Below are 17436 nucleotides of genomic sequence, written 5' to 3'. Positions count from 1 at the left end.
TCGTGGCTGACACTAAAGAAATGAAAAAGGTCCTCTTTGGACCGATTTTAGACAACAACCCGATCGCCCTGCAGGTACTGGGTATCTGTTCTGCACTGGCGATTACAACTAAGCTGGAAACAGCTTTGGTTATGTCGCTGGCGCTGACAAGCGTTGTGGCGTTCTCTAACCTGTTTATCTCGGCAATCCGTAACCAGATTCCGTCAAGCGTACGTATCATCATTCAGATGACCATCATCGCTTCTCTGGTAATCGTGGTAGACCAAATCCTGAAGGCTTACTCTTACGAGGTATCCAAACAGCTCTCAGTATTCGTTGGTCTGATCATCACCAACTGTATCGTAATGGGTCGTGCAGAAGCGTATGCGATGAAGAGTCCTCCGCTGATGAGCTTCCTGGACGGTATTGGTAATGGTCTGGGTTACTCTTTCATTCTGATTTGTATCGGTACAGTTAAAGAGCTGTTCGGCTTCGGCACCATCCTTGGTTTCGAAATTCTGCCGCTGGTACAAAACGGTGGCTGGTATCAGGGCAATGGCCTGTTGATCCTGCCATTCAGCTCATTCTTCCTGATCGGTGGCATGGTATGGATTATCCGTACTTTCCGTCCGGAACAAGTCGAGCCTAAGGAGTAATTCGTGGAACATTATCTGTCTTTATTCGTTCGCTCGATTTTTATCGAGAACATGGCGCTGTCGTTGTTCCTGGGTATGTGTACGTTTCTGGCCGTATCTAAGAAAGTAAAAACAGCGATGGGTCTGGGTGTAGCCGTTATTGTGGTACTGGGTATCTCTGTACCGGTAAACCAGGTTATCTATGTAAACATTCTTGCTCCGGGTGCGCTGGCATGGGCCGGTTTCCCTGATGCAGACTTAAGCTTCCTGAACTTCCTGACGTTTATCGGCGTTATTGCTGCGTTAGTACAGATTCTGGAAATGGCGTTAGATAAGTTTTTCCCTGCGTTATATAACGCTCTGGGTATCTTCCTTCCGCTAATCACAGTTAACTGTGCAATCTTCGGTGGTGTGGCATTCGCGGTTCAACGTGAATATAACTTCACTGAAAGTATTGTCTACGGTGTAGGTAGTGGTATGGGCTGGGCGTTAGCTATCGTTCTGCTGGCCGCTGTTCGTGAAAAACTGAAATATGCTGATATGCCAGATGGTGTACGTGGTCTGGGCTCTGTGTTCATGATCGCAGGTCTGATGGCGTTAGGCTTCCAGTCTTTCACTGGTATCGCACTGTAATAACGCAAAGGAGCATATAAATGAGTATAGAAATGTTACTTGGCGTTGGCATGTTCATTGTCATCGTTCTGGCACTGGTATTTATTATCATGTTTGCCAAATCTAAGTTAGTACCAAGCGGTGACGTGACTATCATGATCAACGATGATCCTGAGAAAGCGATTACTACACAGCCAGGCGGTAAACTGCTGGGCGCACTTGCTGAAGCGGGTATTTTCGTATCATCAGCATGTGGTGGTGGTGGTTCTTGTGGTCAGTGCCGTGTAGACATCAAAGAAGGTGGCGGTGAAATTCTGCCAACTGAGCTTGATCACATCACTAAGCGTGAAGCCCGTGAAGGTTGTCGTTTATCATGTCAGGTTGCTATTAAGCAGGACATGAAAATTGAACTGGAAGAAGAAATCTTCGGTGTTAAAAAGTGGGATTGTGAAGTTATTTCTAACGACAACAAAGCCACGTTCATCAAAGAGCTTAAGCTTAAAATTCCTAACGGTGAAAGCGTACCTTTCCGTGCCGGTGGTTACATTCAGATTGAGGCGCCACCCCATCACGTGAAATACAAAGATTACGACATTCCTGAGAAGTTCCGTGGTGACTGGGAGCGCTTTGGTTTCTTTGACATCGAGTCTAAAGTCGACGAAGAAACTATCCGTGCTTACTCCATGGCGAACTACCCGGAAGAAGAAGGTATTATTATGCTGAACGTGCGTATTGCTACGCCGCCGCCTAATAACCTGACTCTGCCTGCCGGTAAAATGTCTTCGTACATCTGGAGCCTGAAAGAAGGTGATAAAGCAACGATTTCTGGTCCGTTCGGTGAATTCTTCGCGAAAGAAACTGACGCAGAAATGGTGTTTGTTGGCGGTGGTGCAGGTATGGCACCTATGCGTTCACACATCTTCGACCAGCTTCGTCGTCTGAAAACCGATCGTAAGATCACATTCTGGTACGGTGCCCGTTCACTGCGCGAAATGTTCTATGTTGAAGATTTCGATGAGCTGGCTGCCGAGAATGACAACTTCGAATGGCATGTTGCACTTTCTGACCCTCAACCTGAAGACAACTGGGATGGCTATACCGGTTTCATCCACAATGTCTTGCTTGAGAACTATCTGAAAGATCACCCTGCTCCGGAAGATTGTGAATTCTACATGTGTGGTCCTCCCATGATGAACGCAGCTGTTATCAACATGCTGAAAGATCTTGGGGTAGAAGACGAAAATATCCTGCTTGATGACTTTGGTGGTTAATCAGCAAACGGTATAATTGAAAAAGGGGGCATCGCCCCCTTTTTTAATAGATAAGGATAAGAAGTGATTAATCAGTATCTGCGTTTTAGTGTACTTGCTTTCGTTGTACTCTTTCTTAGTGCCTGTGGTGAGGAAGCCAAACAGGTTGTGCATTTACACGGAAATACCATGGGCACCACATACAATGTTAAGTATGTGGTGGATGATCGTGGTCAGGTTGATGGTCTGCAAGAGGCTATTGATGCCCGGTTAGTAGAAATTAATAAACTGATGTCGACCTATGACCCCACATCAGAATTATCCCGTTTTAACCAGAATCGTTACACCACGCCATTTCCGTTAAGTGACGAAACTTCACTGGTGGTGACTGAAGCTATCAGGCTCGGTAAGCTGAGTCATAACGTGCTGGACGTAACAGTGGGACCGCTGGTGAATTTGTGGGGCTTTGGTCCGAACAAACGTCCTGAAAAGGTGCCATCTGAAGAGCAGATTTCTGAAGTCCGTGAGTATGTCGGGCTGGATAAAATCAGTATTTCAGAACAGGGTCTGAAGAAAACGCATCCAATGGTTTATGTCGACCTGTCGACTATTGCCAAAGGCTACGGTGTAGACCAGGTTGCTGCGATTATGGAAAAGCATGATCTGCACAACTACCTGGTGGAAATCGGCGGTGAAATGCGTGTTAAAGGCGAGCGGGGGAATGGTGAGGAATGGTTAATAGCCATTGAGAAGCCGGTCTCAACGGAACGCTCGGTGCAGAAAATTGTCTCTATTGGTACGAATGCCATTGCCACCTCAGGGGATTACCGTAATTACTATGAAATGGACGGTAAGCGTTATTCGCATCTGATTGATCCCCGTACCGGTAAACCCATTACTCATAATCTGGTGTCGGTAACGGTGGTGGACCCGTCGTCTATGACTGCAGATGGCCTTGCCACTGCGTTTAATGTGATGGGGTGGGATGAAGCCAAAGCGCTGGCGGAGAAAGAACATCTTGCCGTTTTCTTAATTCGTCGCACAGCAGATGGCTTTGAGGAGTATGCATCTCCTGAGTTTGATACTATGGTTGAAGTTAAGAATTAGGAGACGATGATGTCTACATTTATCCTCGCGTTTGTGTTTTTTCTTGCCATGGTACTGGCAATGGCTGTGGGTTATCTGATCCAGAAGAAGTCCATTTCCGGCAGTTGTGGCGGTTTAGGCGCACTGGGTATTGAGAAAGCCTGTGATTGTCCTGAGCCGTGTGACCGTAAGAAAATGCGCCTGGAACGTGAAGAAGCCAGACAGAAGAAAATTGCTGAGTGGAAGGATAACCAGATCCTGTAAATACTCATGTTTATCAGCATACACTCTGTGATGATGAAAATGGCCGGACGAATGTCCGGCCATTTTTGTTTCTACTCGTAGCTGTAACTTAACGTTACGTTGCTGTAAGTGCTGTAAGCTCTCAGGCCGATATGCCAGGTGCCGTCAGCCGGTGCAGTAAACGTGCACACCTCACTGTTGCCGTTCTTGTAAGGACGACAATCATAGGCCGATGTGGAAGGCTGGCTGCCGTATCTCACATACAGATCGGCATCACCACTGCCGCCGGAGATTTGAATTGTCATCGTGGAAACGCCAGCCGGGATATCCCAGGTGTAGCGATCCCAGGATGACCGTGAACCTGATAATCCTGTTAATTGTCCTGATACCGGTTCCACACCCGGATCGGTCGGGTCTCCACCGCCGTTACCGCTGCCATCACAACCGTTGTTGTTCAGGTAGCTGTTTGCTTCCGCTACCCGCACAATGCCGTAACCGTACTGGTTATCTCTGCCTGAACTGCCACGATCTTCTGCGGTGGCATTTAACGCGTTTCTAATCTGCGTAGCGCTGCACTGGGGATGAAAGCTCCAGACCAGGGCCGCTGCACCGACAACGTGTGGCGTGGCCATAGATGTGCCGCTGAGGGTGGCGTAGGTGCTGTCCGGATAGGTGGAGTAGACTGAACTGCCGGGGCCGGCAATTTCCACCTGCGAGTTGTACTGTGAATAGCTGGCGCGGTTTTTACCGGAATCAACGGCTGCAACAGATACTACGGCATCGTAGGAGGCAGGGTAAGACAGTGAACTGTTGCCGGCGTTACCGGCTGCGGCGACCAGCAGCATGTTATCGTCTGTGAAACCCTGCATGGCAGACGCTTCTGCCGAAGACGAGCCTGAGCCCCCTAAACTCATGTTAACCACATCAGCGCCGGCATCCTGACACTGGTCGATAGCAGTAATGATGTCAGAGGCGTAAGTCCAGTCACCGTTGTCGTTGAATATTTTCACAATATGCAGGCTGGCACCGGGATAGACACCGATCACACCCTCTGAATTGTCATAGGCGGCAATCGTACCGGCAACATGCGTTCCGTGGCCGTTGCCATCGTTATACCAGTTACCCACTGCACTGTTATTGCCAATTCCGGTAACCCCGTCATTGGTGCCCGGTAAATCCGGATGACCCAGATTATAACCGGTATCAATAATACAGACTTTGCGGGCGCTGGTATCAGACTGGATCAGCTGATTCGCCTGTACCATGGTGTAACCATATGGCGTGGACTGGGCCATTAACTCCCGCACCGGATCAGGGGCGATATCAACGTCCTTACTCTTGCGCAGGGCGTTGAGTGCTTTCTTATTTAATGTGACGACAGCCATGCCATGGCGTTCCATCACTTTAAGTGTCTTGCCACCTGCCTGTTGTATGGCAGATTTCACTGATGCCACATCCAGCGCCTTGTCACTGGCATTAATGCTGCCTTTGCCCGCCATTGCGCCTTTACCATTTTTAAAGGTGACAATGTAGCGTTCATTGCTTTCCTGTAAACGCAGATCCTGGCGCAGGTTCTTTAACTGCTCAAAGGTAAGTGGTTCAGGGGAAACACTGACCGGCCCGTTGCCGGCAGACGCTGCAGTAGCGGTTAATGTAATTAAACTTAACGATGTAGCGAGTAACGATTTGGATGGTAATGTGCGTAATATGGACATTATTTTTTTCCTGTCTTGTTGTTATCCCCTCCCGCTCTGTGGCGTGTTACTACGGGGTATTTTTACCGGGTCTGTACACATCGGTTTATCTGCTTTAGTGATGACAAAAACTGTTCCGTCAGCTTGTCATTCAGGAGAAATAAACCGGCTATGCACAAACGTTGTAAACGCTGCTTTTTTCTGCAGCTCGAAATCCATACTACTTAAGTCTATCGGGAGTTACGCATATAGCCGTATAACTATGAATGGCATTTAATACGTATAAAAAACGGGGGTATTGGTATGCCGGCCAGGCATGACGGGCAGCGGAGAAACAAAAACTGACTAAAATTTAAGTTAAGGAAAAGATAAATAAAAACAGATTTATCCCGAAATCCAACTTAAATTTTGTGTAAAGATGTAATCAGGAAAAGGGGCGATAGCGTATCCGGGGGCGGAGCCGGAAAGGTTTGCTATGCAATACCTTTCAGTGTCCGGTTTATCCAGCCAAGAAGGAACTTTGCCTGCGAGGGATTATGATTAACAATTTCCGCATAACGGGCGACTTTCTTGAGTGCATAGCCATGCAGAAATACTTCCGGTGGCATGTTGTTGATGGCCTTTAAGGATTTTGTACCGATGATCCCGTCAACGTACACATCAGCAACTTCCTGAGCCAGTTTCGACGCTGCAGACAGACCGGCATTAACAGCGAAGTCAAAGAGGGTTTCAGCTACACGTTGAGAATCAATAAAGTCTCCGCGGATCCGTTCCCAAAAGTGCTGTTGATAGAACGCTGCGACATGGGGCATCAGTTGACTGTCGGGAACGCCGGCATCAAGTAGCGGCCAGCCTTCCCAGTCAGGATGAAAATTGCGGGCTATGCCGGCGTAGGTAGCACCACCGCGGTCACCCTCCACACGATGAAGTGTATAGCCCCCTTCGTTATCAATCATTTTTTCAAAGGCGGGTAAAAAAGCAGCCATGACATCCTCCCTGATGAATGGTTAAATTTTACGCTTATTACCAGTTTATCTTTTCAATAAGGTTTTACAATCCTGTTGTATTAACTTTTTGCAATATTTTGACCTTTTATTCAGTGTTGAACTTTGCACTGGCATAGTTGACATAATCCGCTAAAATGCTGTTCATATATACAGTGTGGTGGCAGAGTGCGAAAGATTATTCACGTTGATATGGATTGCTTTTACGCTGCAGTTGAAATGCGCGACAATCCGTCATTGATCAATAAGCCCATAGCGATTGGCGGCAGCGCCGATCGCCGTGGCGTGATATCAACGTGTAACTATCCGGCAAGAAAATTTGGCGTGCGCTCTGCCATGGCAACAGCATACGCAAAGCGTTTGTGCCCTGAGCTTATTCTGGTTCCCGGCAGAATGGATATGTACGTCCGCGAGAGTCAGCGTATCCGTGAAATTTTCAATGATTATACCGACCTCATCGAGCCTTTATCTCTGGATGAAGCCTATCTGGATGTCACTCACACCACTTTGTTTAACGGCAGCGCCACACTCATAGCACAGGATATCCGCCGGCGAATTAAAGAAGAACTGAATCTGACTGCCTCGGCTGGTGTGGCATCATGCAAATTCGTGGCTAAGGTAGCCAGTGACGAAAATAAACCGGACGGGTTATGTGTGATCACACCGGATAAGCTGGATGCATTTGTCAGAAATATGTCGCTGTCAAAAATTCCCGGCGTGGGCAAAGTCACACAGCAGAAGTTGCAGCGTCTGGGCCTGACTACCTGTAATGATGTCCGGCAATATCCCTTTGAACGTCTGCAGAAAGAGCTGGGGAAATTCGGTTCAGTGCTGTGGAACCGTGCTCACGGTGTGGATGAGCGGGATGTTAATGTCAGCCGGGTAAGAAAATCAATCGGAGTGGAACGTACCTTCAGCAGCGATTTGCATACGCTTGATGAATGCAAGGCGGTACTGCCTGTACTGTGGGAGAAGATGCAGCAACGCATTGAAGGGCATTTAAAAAAGACCGGTGAGCGGAAATGTCTGATAAAATCTCAGGGCGTGAAGCTCAAGTTTCAGGACTTCCAGCAAACCACCGTTGAGCACCGTCATCACGATATCCAAGAAGCGTTTTTTTATGAATTGCTGGATGAAGCGTGGCAACGGTCCAGAGGCAGGGGTGTCAGGCTGGTGGGCATTCACATTGGATTAGCCGGCGGTTTGCCGGCAGAGCAGCTGCTATTGCCACTGGAGGATGAATAATATGTCAAAGTCGGTTGTGCCCGGAACGTATCAACATTACAAAGGCAACTTTTATACTGTCATCGGTGTGGCTAAGCACTCAGAAGATGAATCGGAACTGGTGGTGTACCGGCCGGAATATGGTGAAAAAGGGCTTTGGGTGCGTCCGCTGACCATGTTCACTGAGCAGGTGGAAGTGAACGGAGAAACGGTTCCCCGTTTCAGACATATTGAAGAGCAGGACCGGGATTAATCATCCGGTAGAATAAAATCATAAAAGGGGCGCAAAGCGCCCCTTTTAAATTACTCGTATCCGCTGTTTTGCCGTTACTGGTTGCGCTCAGCATCAAATACCTTAATTCCCGCTGTCCAGGTCTGCAGCACCCGGGTGCGCCAGATATCTTTCGGATCTACATCGAAGATGTCCTGATCCACAAGAATAAAGTCAGCCCATTTCCCCGGGGTCAGCGTACCCAGACTGTCTTCCATATGTGCGGCGTAGGCAGCATCCAGCGTAAAGCCTCTGAAAGCCTGCTGAACGGTCATCGCTTCGTGAGCATACCAGCCCTTTACCGGCTGGTTGTTTCTGTCCTGACGGGTAACGGCAGCATGAATACCGTAAAACGGATTGGCCAGCTCTACAGGAAAGTCTGAACCCAGCGGAATGGGGATCCCTGAATCCAGCAAAGTCTTCCACGCATATGCACCGGCCATGCGATCCTTTCCGAGGCGGTCTTCTGCCATGTTCTTATCGCTGGTGGCGTGGGTGGGCTGCATGGAAGGCAGTACACCCAGCTCCGCAAACCGGGGCAGATCGTCGGGATGAATCACCTGAGCATGTTCAATACGGTTTCTGAAGTCAGCATCAGGATGTTTTTTCATTTCCTTTTCAAATTGATCCAGCGCCATACGGTTTGCGCGGTCGCCGATAGCGTGAAAGTTGAGCTGAAATCCGGCGTTCATGACTTTACTGAACAGGGGAGCCATTTCTTCAGGCTGGGTAAGCAGTAAACCTGTCTGATGCGGATCGTCGGTATAAGGGGCCAGCAGAGCTGCACCACGGCTTCCAAGTGCGCCGTCACCATAAGCCTTTACACTGCGGATAAACAGAAAATCATCACTGCTGCGCACCGGTCCGTTATCCAGCATGGCGTCCAGGTCCTTGTCTGTAGCACTGACCATGGCGTAAATACGTACCGGCAACGATTGTTCTGCTGCACGGGCCAGATAAAAATCGTAAACCTGATGAGGAACACCGGCGTCATGCATGGCGGTAACACCCACGGACAGCAAATGCTGACCGGCGGCATTTAGCTGCTGATGGTAAAGTTCTGCGCCCGGGGCTGGCATCACCTTTTCCATCAGTCCCATGGCATTATCAATCAGCACGCCAGAGGGATTACCATCGGCATCACGCATAATTTTTCCGCCCACCGGGTCTGGCGTATCACGGGTAATACCGGCCAGTTTTAATGCGGCTGAATTGGCCCAGCCTGCATGGGCATCAACTCTGGTCAGCCACACCGGACGACGAGGGATCGCTTTATCCAGAATGCCTGCGTCCGGGAAGCTGCGATCCGGCCACATTTCCTGATTCCAGCCACTGCCAGTGATCCAGTGCTGTTCCGGATTGGCAAATGCGTAGGCAGCAGCCAGCTTAGCCGCATCCTGCGCACTTTTACTCTCACGTACATCCACTTCCAGTAAACTGCTGCCAAGGCCAAGCAGGTGACCGTGGGCATCAATAAGACCGGGCAGTAAGACATTGTTGTGACCATCTACTACTGCGTCGGCGCGGGGAGATTCCGGGTCCAGTTTTTTCACTTTGCCGTTTTCTATCAGCACAGAAGAAAAGGCGATCAGCTCGCCTTTTTTATTCAGGGTATAGCCGCTGATATTATTGATTAATGTCGTGCCGGCAAGGGAGTTAAATGAGGCAGTAAGCAATACGGCGGCACTCCACCGTAATGAACGTTTAAACAATGACATGGCTTAGTCCTGCTCCTGTTCAGTTAGATTAGGTGGCTGAAGTAAATAGTCTGTCGCCCAGATTTTTTGCATGCTCTGCTGGCTGATATTCCCGCCGGTGAGTATTACCAGGGCGGTCTGGCCTTTTGGCGCTTCCAGTGCCCAAGAGGTTACCGCTGCCATGCTCATGGCACTGGTGGGTTCTACATGTAGTTTCAGCAAATGTTGTAACCACTGGGTCCAGTAGGCAATCTGGATTTCATCAACTTCGTAAAAGTCATCCAGTTGCTGTAAAAGGGGGAAGGTATGCAAGCCAACTGAAGGTGTGGCCGCACCGTCTGCCAGTGTATTTGCCGGCCCCGGTAGTGACTCAATAATACCGCTTTGCAGAGAACGTGATGCATCGTTGGCTGCCTGAGGTTCAGCGCCGATGACTTTGGCATCCGGTTGCAGGGCTCTGGCAGCAAGCAAGGTGCCGCTGATAAGGCCACCGCCGCCGCAAGGCGCAAATACGGCATCCACTTTACCGGCATCTTCCAGCGCTTCCATACATGCTGTGCCCTGACCGGCGATAATATCCGGATGATCAAAGGGCGGGATCCACACAGTTCCTTCTTCTTTTGCCGCTTCGGCCACCGCTGCATCGGCTTCAGGCCGGGTGGGGTACAACGCCAGTGTCGCGCCATAGCTTTTAGTCGCAGCGGCTTTTACCGCAGAGATATTTTCGGTGGAGTAAATCGTTGCCGGAATATTTAGTTGTGCAGCAGCATAAGCCACGGCCTGGGCATGGTTACCTGAACTGTTTGCCACAATGCCTGAAGGGAGAGCATTTTGCTCTGCCAGCTTGCTGATAAAGTTTGTTGCACCGCGCATTTTAAATGCGCCGGTAGTTTGCAGGCATTCTGCTTTAAACAAAATACGCTGACCCAGCCAGCGGTTTAATAATGAGGATTCCAGCAGAGGTGTGCGGCTTACTTTTCCCTTAAGCCGTAATGACGCTGCATGCACGTCATCAAAGGTGGGAAGGCGGATATCTGTCACTTTTGTTCCTTGATAGTCTTCGCTATTTCAACCTTCTACACTATCACTGTTTCTGTGATGCTGCGACTTAATAAAAACTTCATACTTTTGTAGTATTTTTCCCGGTTTCAACATAGCCGGGTAGTGATGTGATGCCAGTCAACTGAAAAACAGTTTTGAGCTGTTTTCTGCAGAGCGTCGTCAGGCAATGATCAGTCTGATGCAGACCTGGCCTGCTTTCTCTCCCAATGAAATTGACTGGTTCAACGTTCAGGCTGTGTCGCTGATGAATATTCAGCACGGCTATACGTCATTGTCTGTGACAGACAGAAACGGAAAGATCAGCTGGATGACTATTCCGGAAGGGCAGGGGGCAGAAGCTGCCGGCTTTTCAAAGCCTGAAAGGAAAGAGTTGCCGCTAAGGCTCCCTTCACTTCGCCTGTCTGATGATTTTCATAGTATGCTGGTGCGGTCGCAGACAAGTGGCCATTATTTCTTAGTATACGCCCGCGCCATCAGTACGCAGGAGCCTGAACTGGGTTTCCTGGTAGCCACTTTCGATGTCAGTGAAATTCTTGACGCCATGGTCGGCGAGCTGGTGGGGCCTCAGTTTAATTTCATGATCCGCGATATCGATGCACACTTACTGGAAGCCGGTGACTTTGCTGATGACGGTTCAATTGTCGAAACCGGCAATATTGCTTTTCTGGGCCGCAACTGGTCACTGCAGATACAGAGCAGGCCCGCCAGGTTTGACGCCGGATGGTTGCTGGGCGCGGCGGGTGTGCTGATGTCCTTACTGGTCAGCTGGATTTTCCATAAACAGTTAAAAGGTGCAGTCAGGTTATCTGTCAGCCAGAAACGGTATCAGATAGCCAGCGAAGCCGGTCTGGATGCACTGATGATTTACCAGCCCGCGTCCGGCGGCTTTGTACTGCTTGAAGCTAATACCGTTAGCTATGAACTGTTTCCCTCTCTGAAAAACCGGCAATTGCCACACACACTGCACTACCTGATGGCATTTCTTGGTCATCCTGAGCTGACAACCGCAGCAAAGAAAGTGTCTGACTCGGGAGTGCCTTACGAGACCTACGTAAAAGTCGATACAGATGCTACAGCGGCAGACAACGCCTGCTATCAGGCAAAATATCAGGGCCGTAACCGCTATGTGATGCATCAACCTGATGGCTGCGGAAGCGGGCTGAATAAAGAAAGCAGTGTGTTGCATGCACTGCAACGGGCAATCCAGCACGGGCTGTTTGAATTGCACAGTCAGTCCATAGTGCCAATGCACAAAGAAGAGCAGGCGCTGAACACTACGAAATATTGCTCAGGCTGCCGGATGGCAAAGGCGGGCTGATAAGTCCCGCATTGTTCATTCCGCTGGCTGAAAGACATGGCCTGATGAATCAGGTTGACGGCTGGGTGGTTGACCGTACTTTATCGATACTCGAAGCGCATCCGTCCCATCTCGAAAAACTCGGGAAAGTAGCGATTAACTTATCAGGGTTAACACTAGGTGATCCCTCAAGGCTGGCAAATATTGTTGACCGGGTGACATGTTCATCCGTACCTGCACACAAAATCTGCTTTGAAATAACGGAAACTGCCGCAGTAACCAATATTAATGCAGCCAGACATTTCATTGAGACTTTACGTAGTAAAGGTTGCCTGTTTGCACTGGATGATTTCGGTGCAGGGATGTCATCGTTTACCTATCTGAAAAATCTGGAAGTCGATTTTGTGAAAATTGACGGCTCTTTCGTGAAAAATATGGCCAGAGACAGTATCGATCATGAAACGGTGAAGGCGATCAGTGCTATCGCGCAAAGTATGGGCAAGAAAACCATCGCTGAGTTCGTTACTGACCAGGCTACCTGTGATGCATTACGGGAACTGAACGTCGATTACGGTCAGGGTTTTGCTCTGGGTAAACCACTACCATTGATGAATCGTCTGCATACCCGTGATAATGTTAATCTGCTTCGGGCATAAACGTCATTTTAAGGAGAACCCATGGGATTGTTTGATGCGTTGTTAGGTAATGCCAGTGAAACTGATGCGCAGGCTGTGGCTGAAGAATTAGCACCGGTACTGGGCGCAGGTGAATCTGTTGTAAGTGCTTACAAACTTGTCAGAGACTTAATCGTCTTCACATCAGGGCGTATGATCCTTATTGATAAGCAAGGGCTGACAGGCCGCAAAGTGAATTACCATTCAATTCCCTACAAATCCATTACCCAGTTTGTAGTGGAAACGGCGGGACACTTCGATACGGATTCTGAATTGAAAATCTGGGTGTCGGGTCAGGATGCACCAGTTGAAATTGAGCTGAGCAAAAATGCCGCACAGGGCGTACAGAACGCACTGGCTAATCAGATGTTCGGTTAAATCCGGACTGCATGGAAATCAAAACGGGCTGCAATCGCAGCCCGTTTTTCGTTTAATCCGCTTTCGAAGGATGCAGATTACGGTTAAAGAAGTTGGTGATGGTCTTGTACAGGTGAATACCGGTTTCTTTGCCGCGGATACTGTGTTTCTTACCCGGGTAATCCATGGTTTCAAATGGGATAGCCATATCCTGAAGATGCTTGTACAGTTTAGTGCTGTGGGTAAACAGTACGTTGTCGTCTGCCATACCGTGGTAAATCAGCAAATCGCCTTTTAAGTCTTTCGCGTAAGGAAAGACGCTGGAGGCTGTGTAAGCATCATCATCAGTTTTCGGATTACCCATGTAGCGTTCAGTGTAATGCGTGTCGTACAAGCGCCAGTCGGTGACAGGCGCACCGGAGACACCGGCAGCGAAGTAGTCACCGGCTTTGAACATCGACATCAGTGTCATGTAGCCGCCATAGCTGTGGCCATGAACACCGATGCGGTCTGCATCAACATACGGCAGTGTACGCAGGAATTTCACACCCGCCACCTGGTCATCCACTTCTACCGTTCCCATTTTCTTGAAAATAGGATCTTCGAAGGCTTTACCTCGGTAGTTTGAGCCACGGTTATCGATGCTGAAAACCACATAGCCCTGGTCTACCCAATATTGCATCAGCAGACCGCGGTTTCCGCCCCAGCTGTTAGTCACAACCTGTGCATGTGGTCCGCCGTAAAGATAAACAATGACAGGGTGCTTCTTTTCCAGGTTTTCCGGCTTGTACAGACGATAGTAAAGCTCTGCGCCATCGTCAGTGGTAATGGTGCCGAATTCGGGTTTTGTCCAGCTGTCCATGTAGGCACTGAGAGGATGATTTTCGTCTACAGCATTCTCTTCAAGCCAGGTAATTTGTTCGCCACCGGCTTTGTGCAGACTCACCTGTGCAGGGTGATTCACCGTTGACATGCTGTCTACATAAATCGAGGCGTCGGAAGAGAAAGTGATGCTGTGGTAGCCGTCTTTCTCTGAGATACGCTGAATGTCACCATCATCAATTGAAACACTGTATAAGTGACGCTCAAGAGGCGTGTCTTTCCTGCCGGTAAAGTAAATGTTGCCCGTTTCAGGATCGATGGCTTCAAGCTCATCCACGACCCATTTGCCTTTAGTCAGCTGCTTTACCAGAGAACCATCATTGTTATACAGGTAAAGATGTTTGTAGCCGTCGCGCTCCGATGCCCAGATGAACTGATTGCGCTCTGGCAGGAAGGTCAAATCATCGTTCAGGTTCACCCAGGTATTACTGTTTTCTTCTATCAGTACGGTCTGTTTTTTACTGCTCAGATCATAAGCACGTAACTCCAGCGCCTGCTGGGTACGGTTTTGCCATTGATAGGTGAAAACGCCGGAGGATGGCATCCAGGCACCGCGGGCCAGATAGATGTCTTTATCTTTGCCCAAATCCACCCATTGACGGGCACCGCTGCCAATTTCCTGAATTGCCAGCGTCACTTCCACATTCGGGGTGCCGGCGGCGGGATATTTCTGCTCAATCATTTTTATGCTGTCCGCATAAATTTCAGAGCGGGTAATAATGTCTACCGGCTTTTCATCTACACGGGTAAAAGCTATGTATTTTTCATCGGGTGACCACCAGTAACCGGTCATACGACCCATTTCTTCCTGTGCAACAAACTCGGCCATACCATATTTGATGTTGCCGCCACCGCCCTGGGTAATCGCGGTTTCTTTGCCACTGGCGATGTTTTTTACATAGAGGTTCTGATCACGGATGTAAGCAATGAAATTGCCTTTCGGAGACAAAGTGATATCTGTTTCAAATGCGTCCGTATCAAGCAGTTGTCTGGCGCCCGCTTTTCCCAGTTCGTGATAAAACACGTCACCACCTAAAGGAAACAGTAAGGCTTTGCCGTCGGCTGACCACTGGTAGCTGACAATACCGCTGCCGGATAAGCGCATACGTTCACGGCGGGCCTTTTCTTCGTCAGACAGTTCACCGTCGCCTTGTGCAAGGGTGGCTGAGTCGAATAACATGCGGGTTTCGCCGGACTGGATGTGGTATTCCCACAAATCCAGCTGATCATAATCTTCCTGCTTTCCGCGCAGGAAGGTGACCCGCTGTCCGTCAGGGGAGACCTGTAAATTCCGCGGGGCGTTTCCGTCCAGTGACGGTGATTCAAATATACGTTCGATGGATAGATCTTTGGCGTGAACGAGTGAACTGAGCATAAGGGCTCCGAGTAGTAACGTTTTTTTCATTATTATCTTTGGCAATCGTTAGTTATAAAAGTCTGTCGGATATTTAAAGGATGACACAAGGTGAATAGCAATAAAACCGCTTTAGTGCTGGGTGCGACAGGATTGGTGGGAAAGGCGTTGGTTCGCCAGCTATTGCTCGATCCCAGATATGACTCTATTACCATTCTGGTCCGGCGGCCTGTACCGGCGAGCTTGTTCAGCGATCCGCTGGGTAAGCTGACACCGCTGGTCATTGATTTTGAGCAGCTACAGGATTATCAGGGCTATTTCAGTGTTAACCATGTTTATTGTTGTTTAGGTACAACTCTTAAACAGGCCGGTTCAAAGGCGGCTTTCCGTAAAGTCGATTTCGAGTATATCCACGTTGCCGCGCAGCTCACCAGGGCGCAGCGCGCCGACAGTTTTGTGTGGATATCCTCAGTGGGAGCAAACGCGAAAAGCAGCAACTTTTACCTGCGCGTAAAAGGAGAACTGGAAGATGCGTTAATGCGGATGCCCCAACTACCAAACGCATCTGCGGTCAGACCTTCATTACTGCTTGGTGAGCGAAATGAAAGCCGTCCGCTGGAAGCTTTCGGGCAGATGATAGCACCTGCTCTGGGTGCGTTTATGGCCGGGCCACTGAAGAAATACCGGCCCGTGTCTGCCACGGAAGTGGCCCATAAAATGATTACTCTGCAGGAGTTTGACAGCCAGTAATGGGAAGGGGATTTCGCTGTAAGCAGTTCGGGGTGGTCCAGGATAACTGCGCCATGAAAGTAAATACTGACAGTATGTTGCTGGGAAGCTGGGCGCAGCCCGGCAATGCAAAGCGGGTGCTGGATATTGGTACGGGCAGCGGCATACTTGCTCTGATGATGGCGCAAAAGGCCAGTTCTGCTGCACAAATAACTGCGGTGGATATTGACGGGCTGGCGGCGGCACAGGCTGCACAGAATTTTGCCGCATCCCCCTGGTCAACTCAGTTACAGGCATTAACCGGTGACATCACTTCCCTTACATTGTCCGGCCGTTTTGATGTGATTATAACGAATCCGCCTTATTTTGAATCAGTGTCCGGGGACTCGCGGGCATACACAACGCTGACCACAGAGCGGGCAACCGCCAGAATTGACGACAGTTTGTCGCCCGCTACACTTTTTGATGTTGTTTCCCGTCAATTGACTGACGACGGCATCTTCTACTGCGTATATCCGGCCTCCCGGGAAACATTGATTACTGAAACTGCAGAAAAGGCCGGACTGTACGCCAGTCAAAGGCTGTACGTCAGTGCGGTGGTGGATAAACAGCCTTATCTGATCGCCTGGCGTTTTAAACGGCAAAGAAATTGCTTAGGTAGTAAGCAACTGGCAATTCGGGACGGTAACGGAGAGTACACGTCAGAATTTCGCCGCTTATGTCGTGAATTCTACTTAAAATTTTAGCGCATCATTGAATCCATTTTTCTGGTGTTATAACTTCATATAAGTATCAGCCATAAGTTGAATTTATCCTGCCAAGGCACGGCTTTAAACTATGATCTAAGAAATCAGCACGTTTTCCGGTTATCCGGAAAGGCGCTACATTTCCGGGAGCCTTGTGTAATGTCGTTTGATAATTTTCCGCTGCAGGTCAGTGAAGGCGAAGCTTTTAGCAGTGAGTCTGAGAGTTTCTCCGGCACAGAACACTTCGGTGATAACACGGTTTATCAACTGGAGAACTTGTGGCAGAACCGTTTACGGCAGTTCTGTGCAGCAGAGAAAGCCCTGCAACGGGCAAAACGTATGATGGCAATCTGGCTGGTCGTCATGGTGATCAGCTTTTGTATGCTGTGTTTTTCACTGTTTATCTCGCCCGTATCAACGGTATGGCTGTTTACGCTGGAGTTTATTGCTTTCTTCAGTGGTTGTGTGGTGCAGCCGGTATGCTATCTGCTGGTTAAAGAGCAACGTCGTCACAGAGATGCTTTATCAAAACGTTTTTACCAGAGTAATCATGAAGTTGAAGTCACTGACAGTCACCTCGTACTGATTAACCGCGGGAATTATTCAGCAGTTACCCGCGTTCCCATTTTGGAGCGCTGAT

The 17436-nt window shown here is 49.1% G+C and carries 18 protein-coding genes; 13 read left to right on the top strand and 5 right to left on the bottom strand.

Going from position 1 to position 17436, the window contains the following annotated elements; genetic code table 11:
• Positions 1–2: 2 nt before the first annotated feature.
• The 5 genes from DS731_RS17695 to nqrM all read left to right on the top strand — a co-directional run bounded on the left by DS731_RS17695 (position 3) and on the right by nqrM (position 3826).
• Entirely contained in the window at positions 3–635 is a 633-nt protein-coding gene (locus DS731_RS17695; RefSeq protein WP_119502570.1) for an NADH:ubiquinone reductase (Na(+)-transporting) subunit D, read from the top strand.
• A 3-nt stretch (positions 636–638) separates the two neighbouring features.
• The gene (nqrE, locus tag DS731_RS17690; protein ID WP_119502569.1) at positions 639–1247 is read left to right on the top strand and encodes an NADH:ubiquinone reductase (Na(+)-transporting) subunit E; all 609 of its coding nucleotides are present in this window, start codon (positions 639–641) and stop codon (positions 1245–1247) included.
• Between the two features lie 20 nt (positions 1248–1267).
• Positions 1268–2497, top strand: a complete 1230-nt coding sequence (gene nqrF, locus DS731_RS17685) for an NADH:ubiquinone reductase (Na(+)-transporting) subunit F (RefSeq protein WP_119502568.1) — start codon at positions 1268–1270, stop codon at positions 2495–2497.
• A gap of 66 nt (positions 2498–2563) precedes the next feature.
• Positions 2564–3583: an FAD:protein FMN transferase gene (locus DS731_RS17680; protein WP_442858467.1), complete on the top strand. Its 1020-nt coding sequence runs from the start codon at positions 2564–2566 to the stop codon at positions 3581–3583.
• Positions 3584–3592: 9 nt separating this feature from the next.
• Positions 3593–3826 carry a (Na+)-NQR maturation NqrM gene (nqrM, locus tag DS731_RS17675; RefSeq protein ID WP_119502567.1) on the top strand — a complete coding sequence of 78 codons (234 nt, stop codon included), beginning with the start codon at positions 3593–3595 and terminating at the stop codon, positions 3824–3826.
• A 71-nt stretch (positions 3827–3897) separates the two neighbouring features.
• Here the strand turns inward: nqrM and DS731_RS17670 are convergent, their stop codons facing one another.
• Positions 3898–5520: a S8 family serine peptidase gene (locus DS731_RS17670; protein WP_119502566.1), complete on the bottom strand. Its 1623-nt coding sequence runs from the start codon at positions 5518–5520 to the stop codon at positions 3898–3900.
• A gap of 452 nt (positions 5521–5972) precedes the next feature.
• On the bottom strand, positions 5973–6485 hold the full coding sequence (locus DS731_RS17665; protein ID WP_119502565.1) for a glycoside hydrolase family 108 protein: 513 nt from the start codon (positions 6483–6485) through the stop codon (positions 5973–5975).
• A 186-nt stretch (positions 6486–6671) separates the two neighbouring features.
• Between DS731_RS17665 and dinB the strand changes: the two genes are divergently transcribed.
• Both dinB and DS731_RS17655 read left to right on the top strand, forming a co-directional pair.
• Entirely contained in the window at positions 6672–7748 is a 1077-nt protein-coding gene (dinB, locus tag DS731_RS17660; protein ID WP_119502564.1) for a DNA polymerase IV, read from the top strand.
• Position 7749: 1 nt separating this feature from the next.
• Positions 7750–7980, top strand: coding sequence for a DUF1653 domain-containing protein (locus tag DS731_RS17655; RefSeq protein WP_119502563.1), 231 nt, complete (start codon positions 7750–7752; stop codon positions 7978–7980).
• Between the two features lie 74 nt (positions 7981–8054).
• Here DS731_RS17655 and DS731_RS17650 read toward each other — a convergent pair whose 3' ends face one another.
• On the bottom strand, positions 8055–9716 hold the full coding sequence (locus DS731_RS17650; RefSeq protein ID WP_119502562.1) for an amidohydrolase: 1662 nt from the start codon (positions 9714–9716) through the stop codon (positions 8055–8057).
• A 3-nt stretch (positions 9717–9719) separates the two neighbouring features.
• Complete coding sequence (locus DS731_RS17645) at positions 9720–10727, bottom strand: serine/threonine dehydratase (RefSeq protein WP_119503485.1); 1008 nt, start codon at positions 10725–10727, stop codon at positions 9720–9722.
• Positions 10728–10935: 208 nt separating this feature from the next.
• On the opposite strand from DS731_RS17645, the gene DS731_RS17640 reads away from it, so the two are divergent.
• The 3 genes from DS731_RS17640 to DS731_RS17630 are packed head-to-tail and all read left to right on the top strand — an operon-like array spanning position 10936 to position 13106.
• The gene (locus tag DS731_RS17640) at positions 10936–12075 is read left to right on the top strand and encodes a hypothetical protein (protein ID WP_150154313.1); all 1140 of its coding nucleotides are present in this window, start codon (positions 10936–10938) and stop codon (positions 12073–12075) included.
• On the top strand, positions 12042–12710 hold the full coding sequence (locus DS731_RS17635; protein ID WP_161599178.1) for an EAL domain-containing protein: 669 nt from the start codon (positions 12042–12044) through the stop codon (positions 12708–12710). The genes DS731_RS17640 and DS731_RS17635 overlap by 34 nt, the downstream gene beginning before the upstream one ends.
• 21 nt (positions 12711–12731) lie before the next feature.
• Complete coding sequence (locus DS731_RS17630) at positions 12732–13106, top strand: PH domain-containing protein (protein WP_119502559.1); 375 nt, start codon at positions 12732–12734, stop codon at positions 13104–13106.
• A gap of 52 nt (positions 13107–13158) precedes the next feature.
• Here DS731_RS17630 and DS731_RS17625 read toward each other — a convergent pair whose 3' ends face one another.
• Positions 13159–15372 (bottom strand): S9 family peptidase, encoded by a 2214-nt coding sequence (locus DS731_RS17625; protein ID WP_119502558.1) that lies wholly within the window; start codon positions 15370–15372, stop codon positions 13159–13161.
• A gap of 60 nt (positions 15373–15432) precedes the next feature.
• Between DS731_RS17625 and DS731_RS17620 the strand changes: the two genes are divergently transcribed.
• The 3 genes from DS731_RS17620 (at position 15433) to DS731_RS17610 (ending at position 17435) form a co-directional block, all read left to right on the top strand.
• Entirely contained in the window at positions 15433–16071 is a 639-nt protein-coding gene (locus tag DS731_RS17620) for an NAD(P)H-binding protein (RefSeq protein WP_119502557.1), read from the top strand.
• Positions 16072–16124: 53 nt separating this feature from the next.
• Positions 16125–16796, top strand: a complete 672-nt coding sequence (locus tag DS731_RS17615) for a tRNA1(Val) (adenine(37)-N6)-methyltransferase (RefSeq protein WP_119503484.1) — start codon at positions 16125–16127, stop codon at positions 16794–16796.
• A 159-nt stretch (positions 16797–16955) separates the two neighbouring features.
• Positions 16956–17435, top strand: a complete 480-nt coding sequence (locus DS731_RS17610; protein WP_119502556.1) for a hypothetical protein — start codon at positions 16956–16958, stop codon at positions 17433–17435.
• Position 17436 lies beyond the last annotated feature (1 nt).

Source organism: Alteromonas sp. RKMC-009, from assembly GCF_003584565.2.
Classification (GTDB): domain Bacteria; phylum Pseudomonadota; class Gammaproteobacteria; order Enterobacterales; family Alteromonadaceae; genus Alteromonas.
This window is presented reverse-complemented; position numbering and strand designations above follow the sequence as displayed.

Coding starts and splice junctions, on each gene's coding strand:
- DS731_RS17610 (WP_119502556.1), top strand. CDS start 16,956: ATGTCGTTTGATAATTTTCCGCTGCAGGTCAGTGAAGGCGAAGCTTTT.
- DS731_RS17630 (WP_119502559.1), top strand. CDS start 12,732: ATGGGATTGTTTGATGCGTTGTTAGGTAATGCCAGTGAAACTGATGCG.
- DS731_RS17640 (WP_150154313.1), top strand. CDS start 10,936: ATGCAGACCTGGCCTGCTTTCTCTCCCAATGAAATTGACTGGTTCAAC.
- DS731_RS17625 (WP_119502558.1), bottom strand. CDS start 15,372: ATGAAAAAAACGTTACTACTCGGAGCCCTTATGCTCAGTTCACTCGTT.
- DS731_RS17615 (WP_119503484.1), top strand. CDS start 16,125: ATGAAAGTAAATACTGACAGTATGTTGCTGGGAAGCTGGGCGCAGCCC.
- DS731_RS17670 (WP_119502566.1), bottom strand. CDS start 5,520: ATGTCCATATTACGCACATTACCATCCAAATCGTTACTCGCTACATCG.
- DS731_RS17650 (WP_119502562.1), bottom strand. CDS start 9,716: ATGTCATTGTTTAAACGTTCATTACGGTGGAGTGCCGCCGTATTGCTT.
- nqrF (WP_119502568.1), top strand. CDS start 1,268: ATGAGTATAGAAATGTTACTTGGCGTTGGCATGTTCATTGTCATCGTT.
- DS731_RS17665 (WP_119502565.1), bottom strand. CDS start 6,485: ATGGCTGCTTTTTTACCCGCCTTTGAAAAAATGATTGATAACGAAGGG.
- DS731_RS17655 (WP_119502563.1), top strand. CDS start 7,750: ATGTCAAAGTCGGTTGTGCCCGGAACGTATCAACATTACAAAGGCAAC.
- nqrM (WP_119502567.1), top strand. CDS start 3,593: ATGTCTACATTTATCCTCGCGTTTGTGTTTTTTCTTGCCATGGTACTG.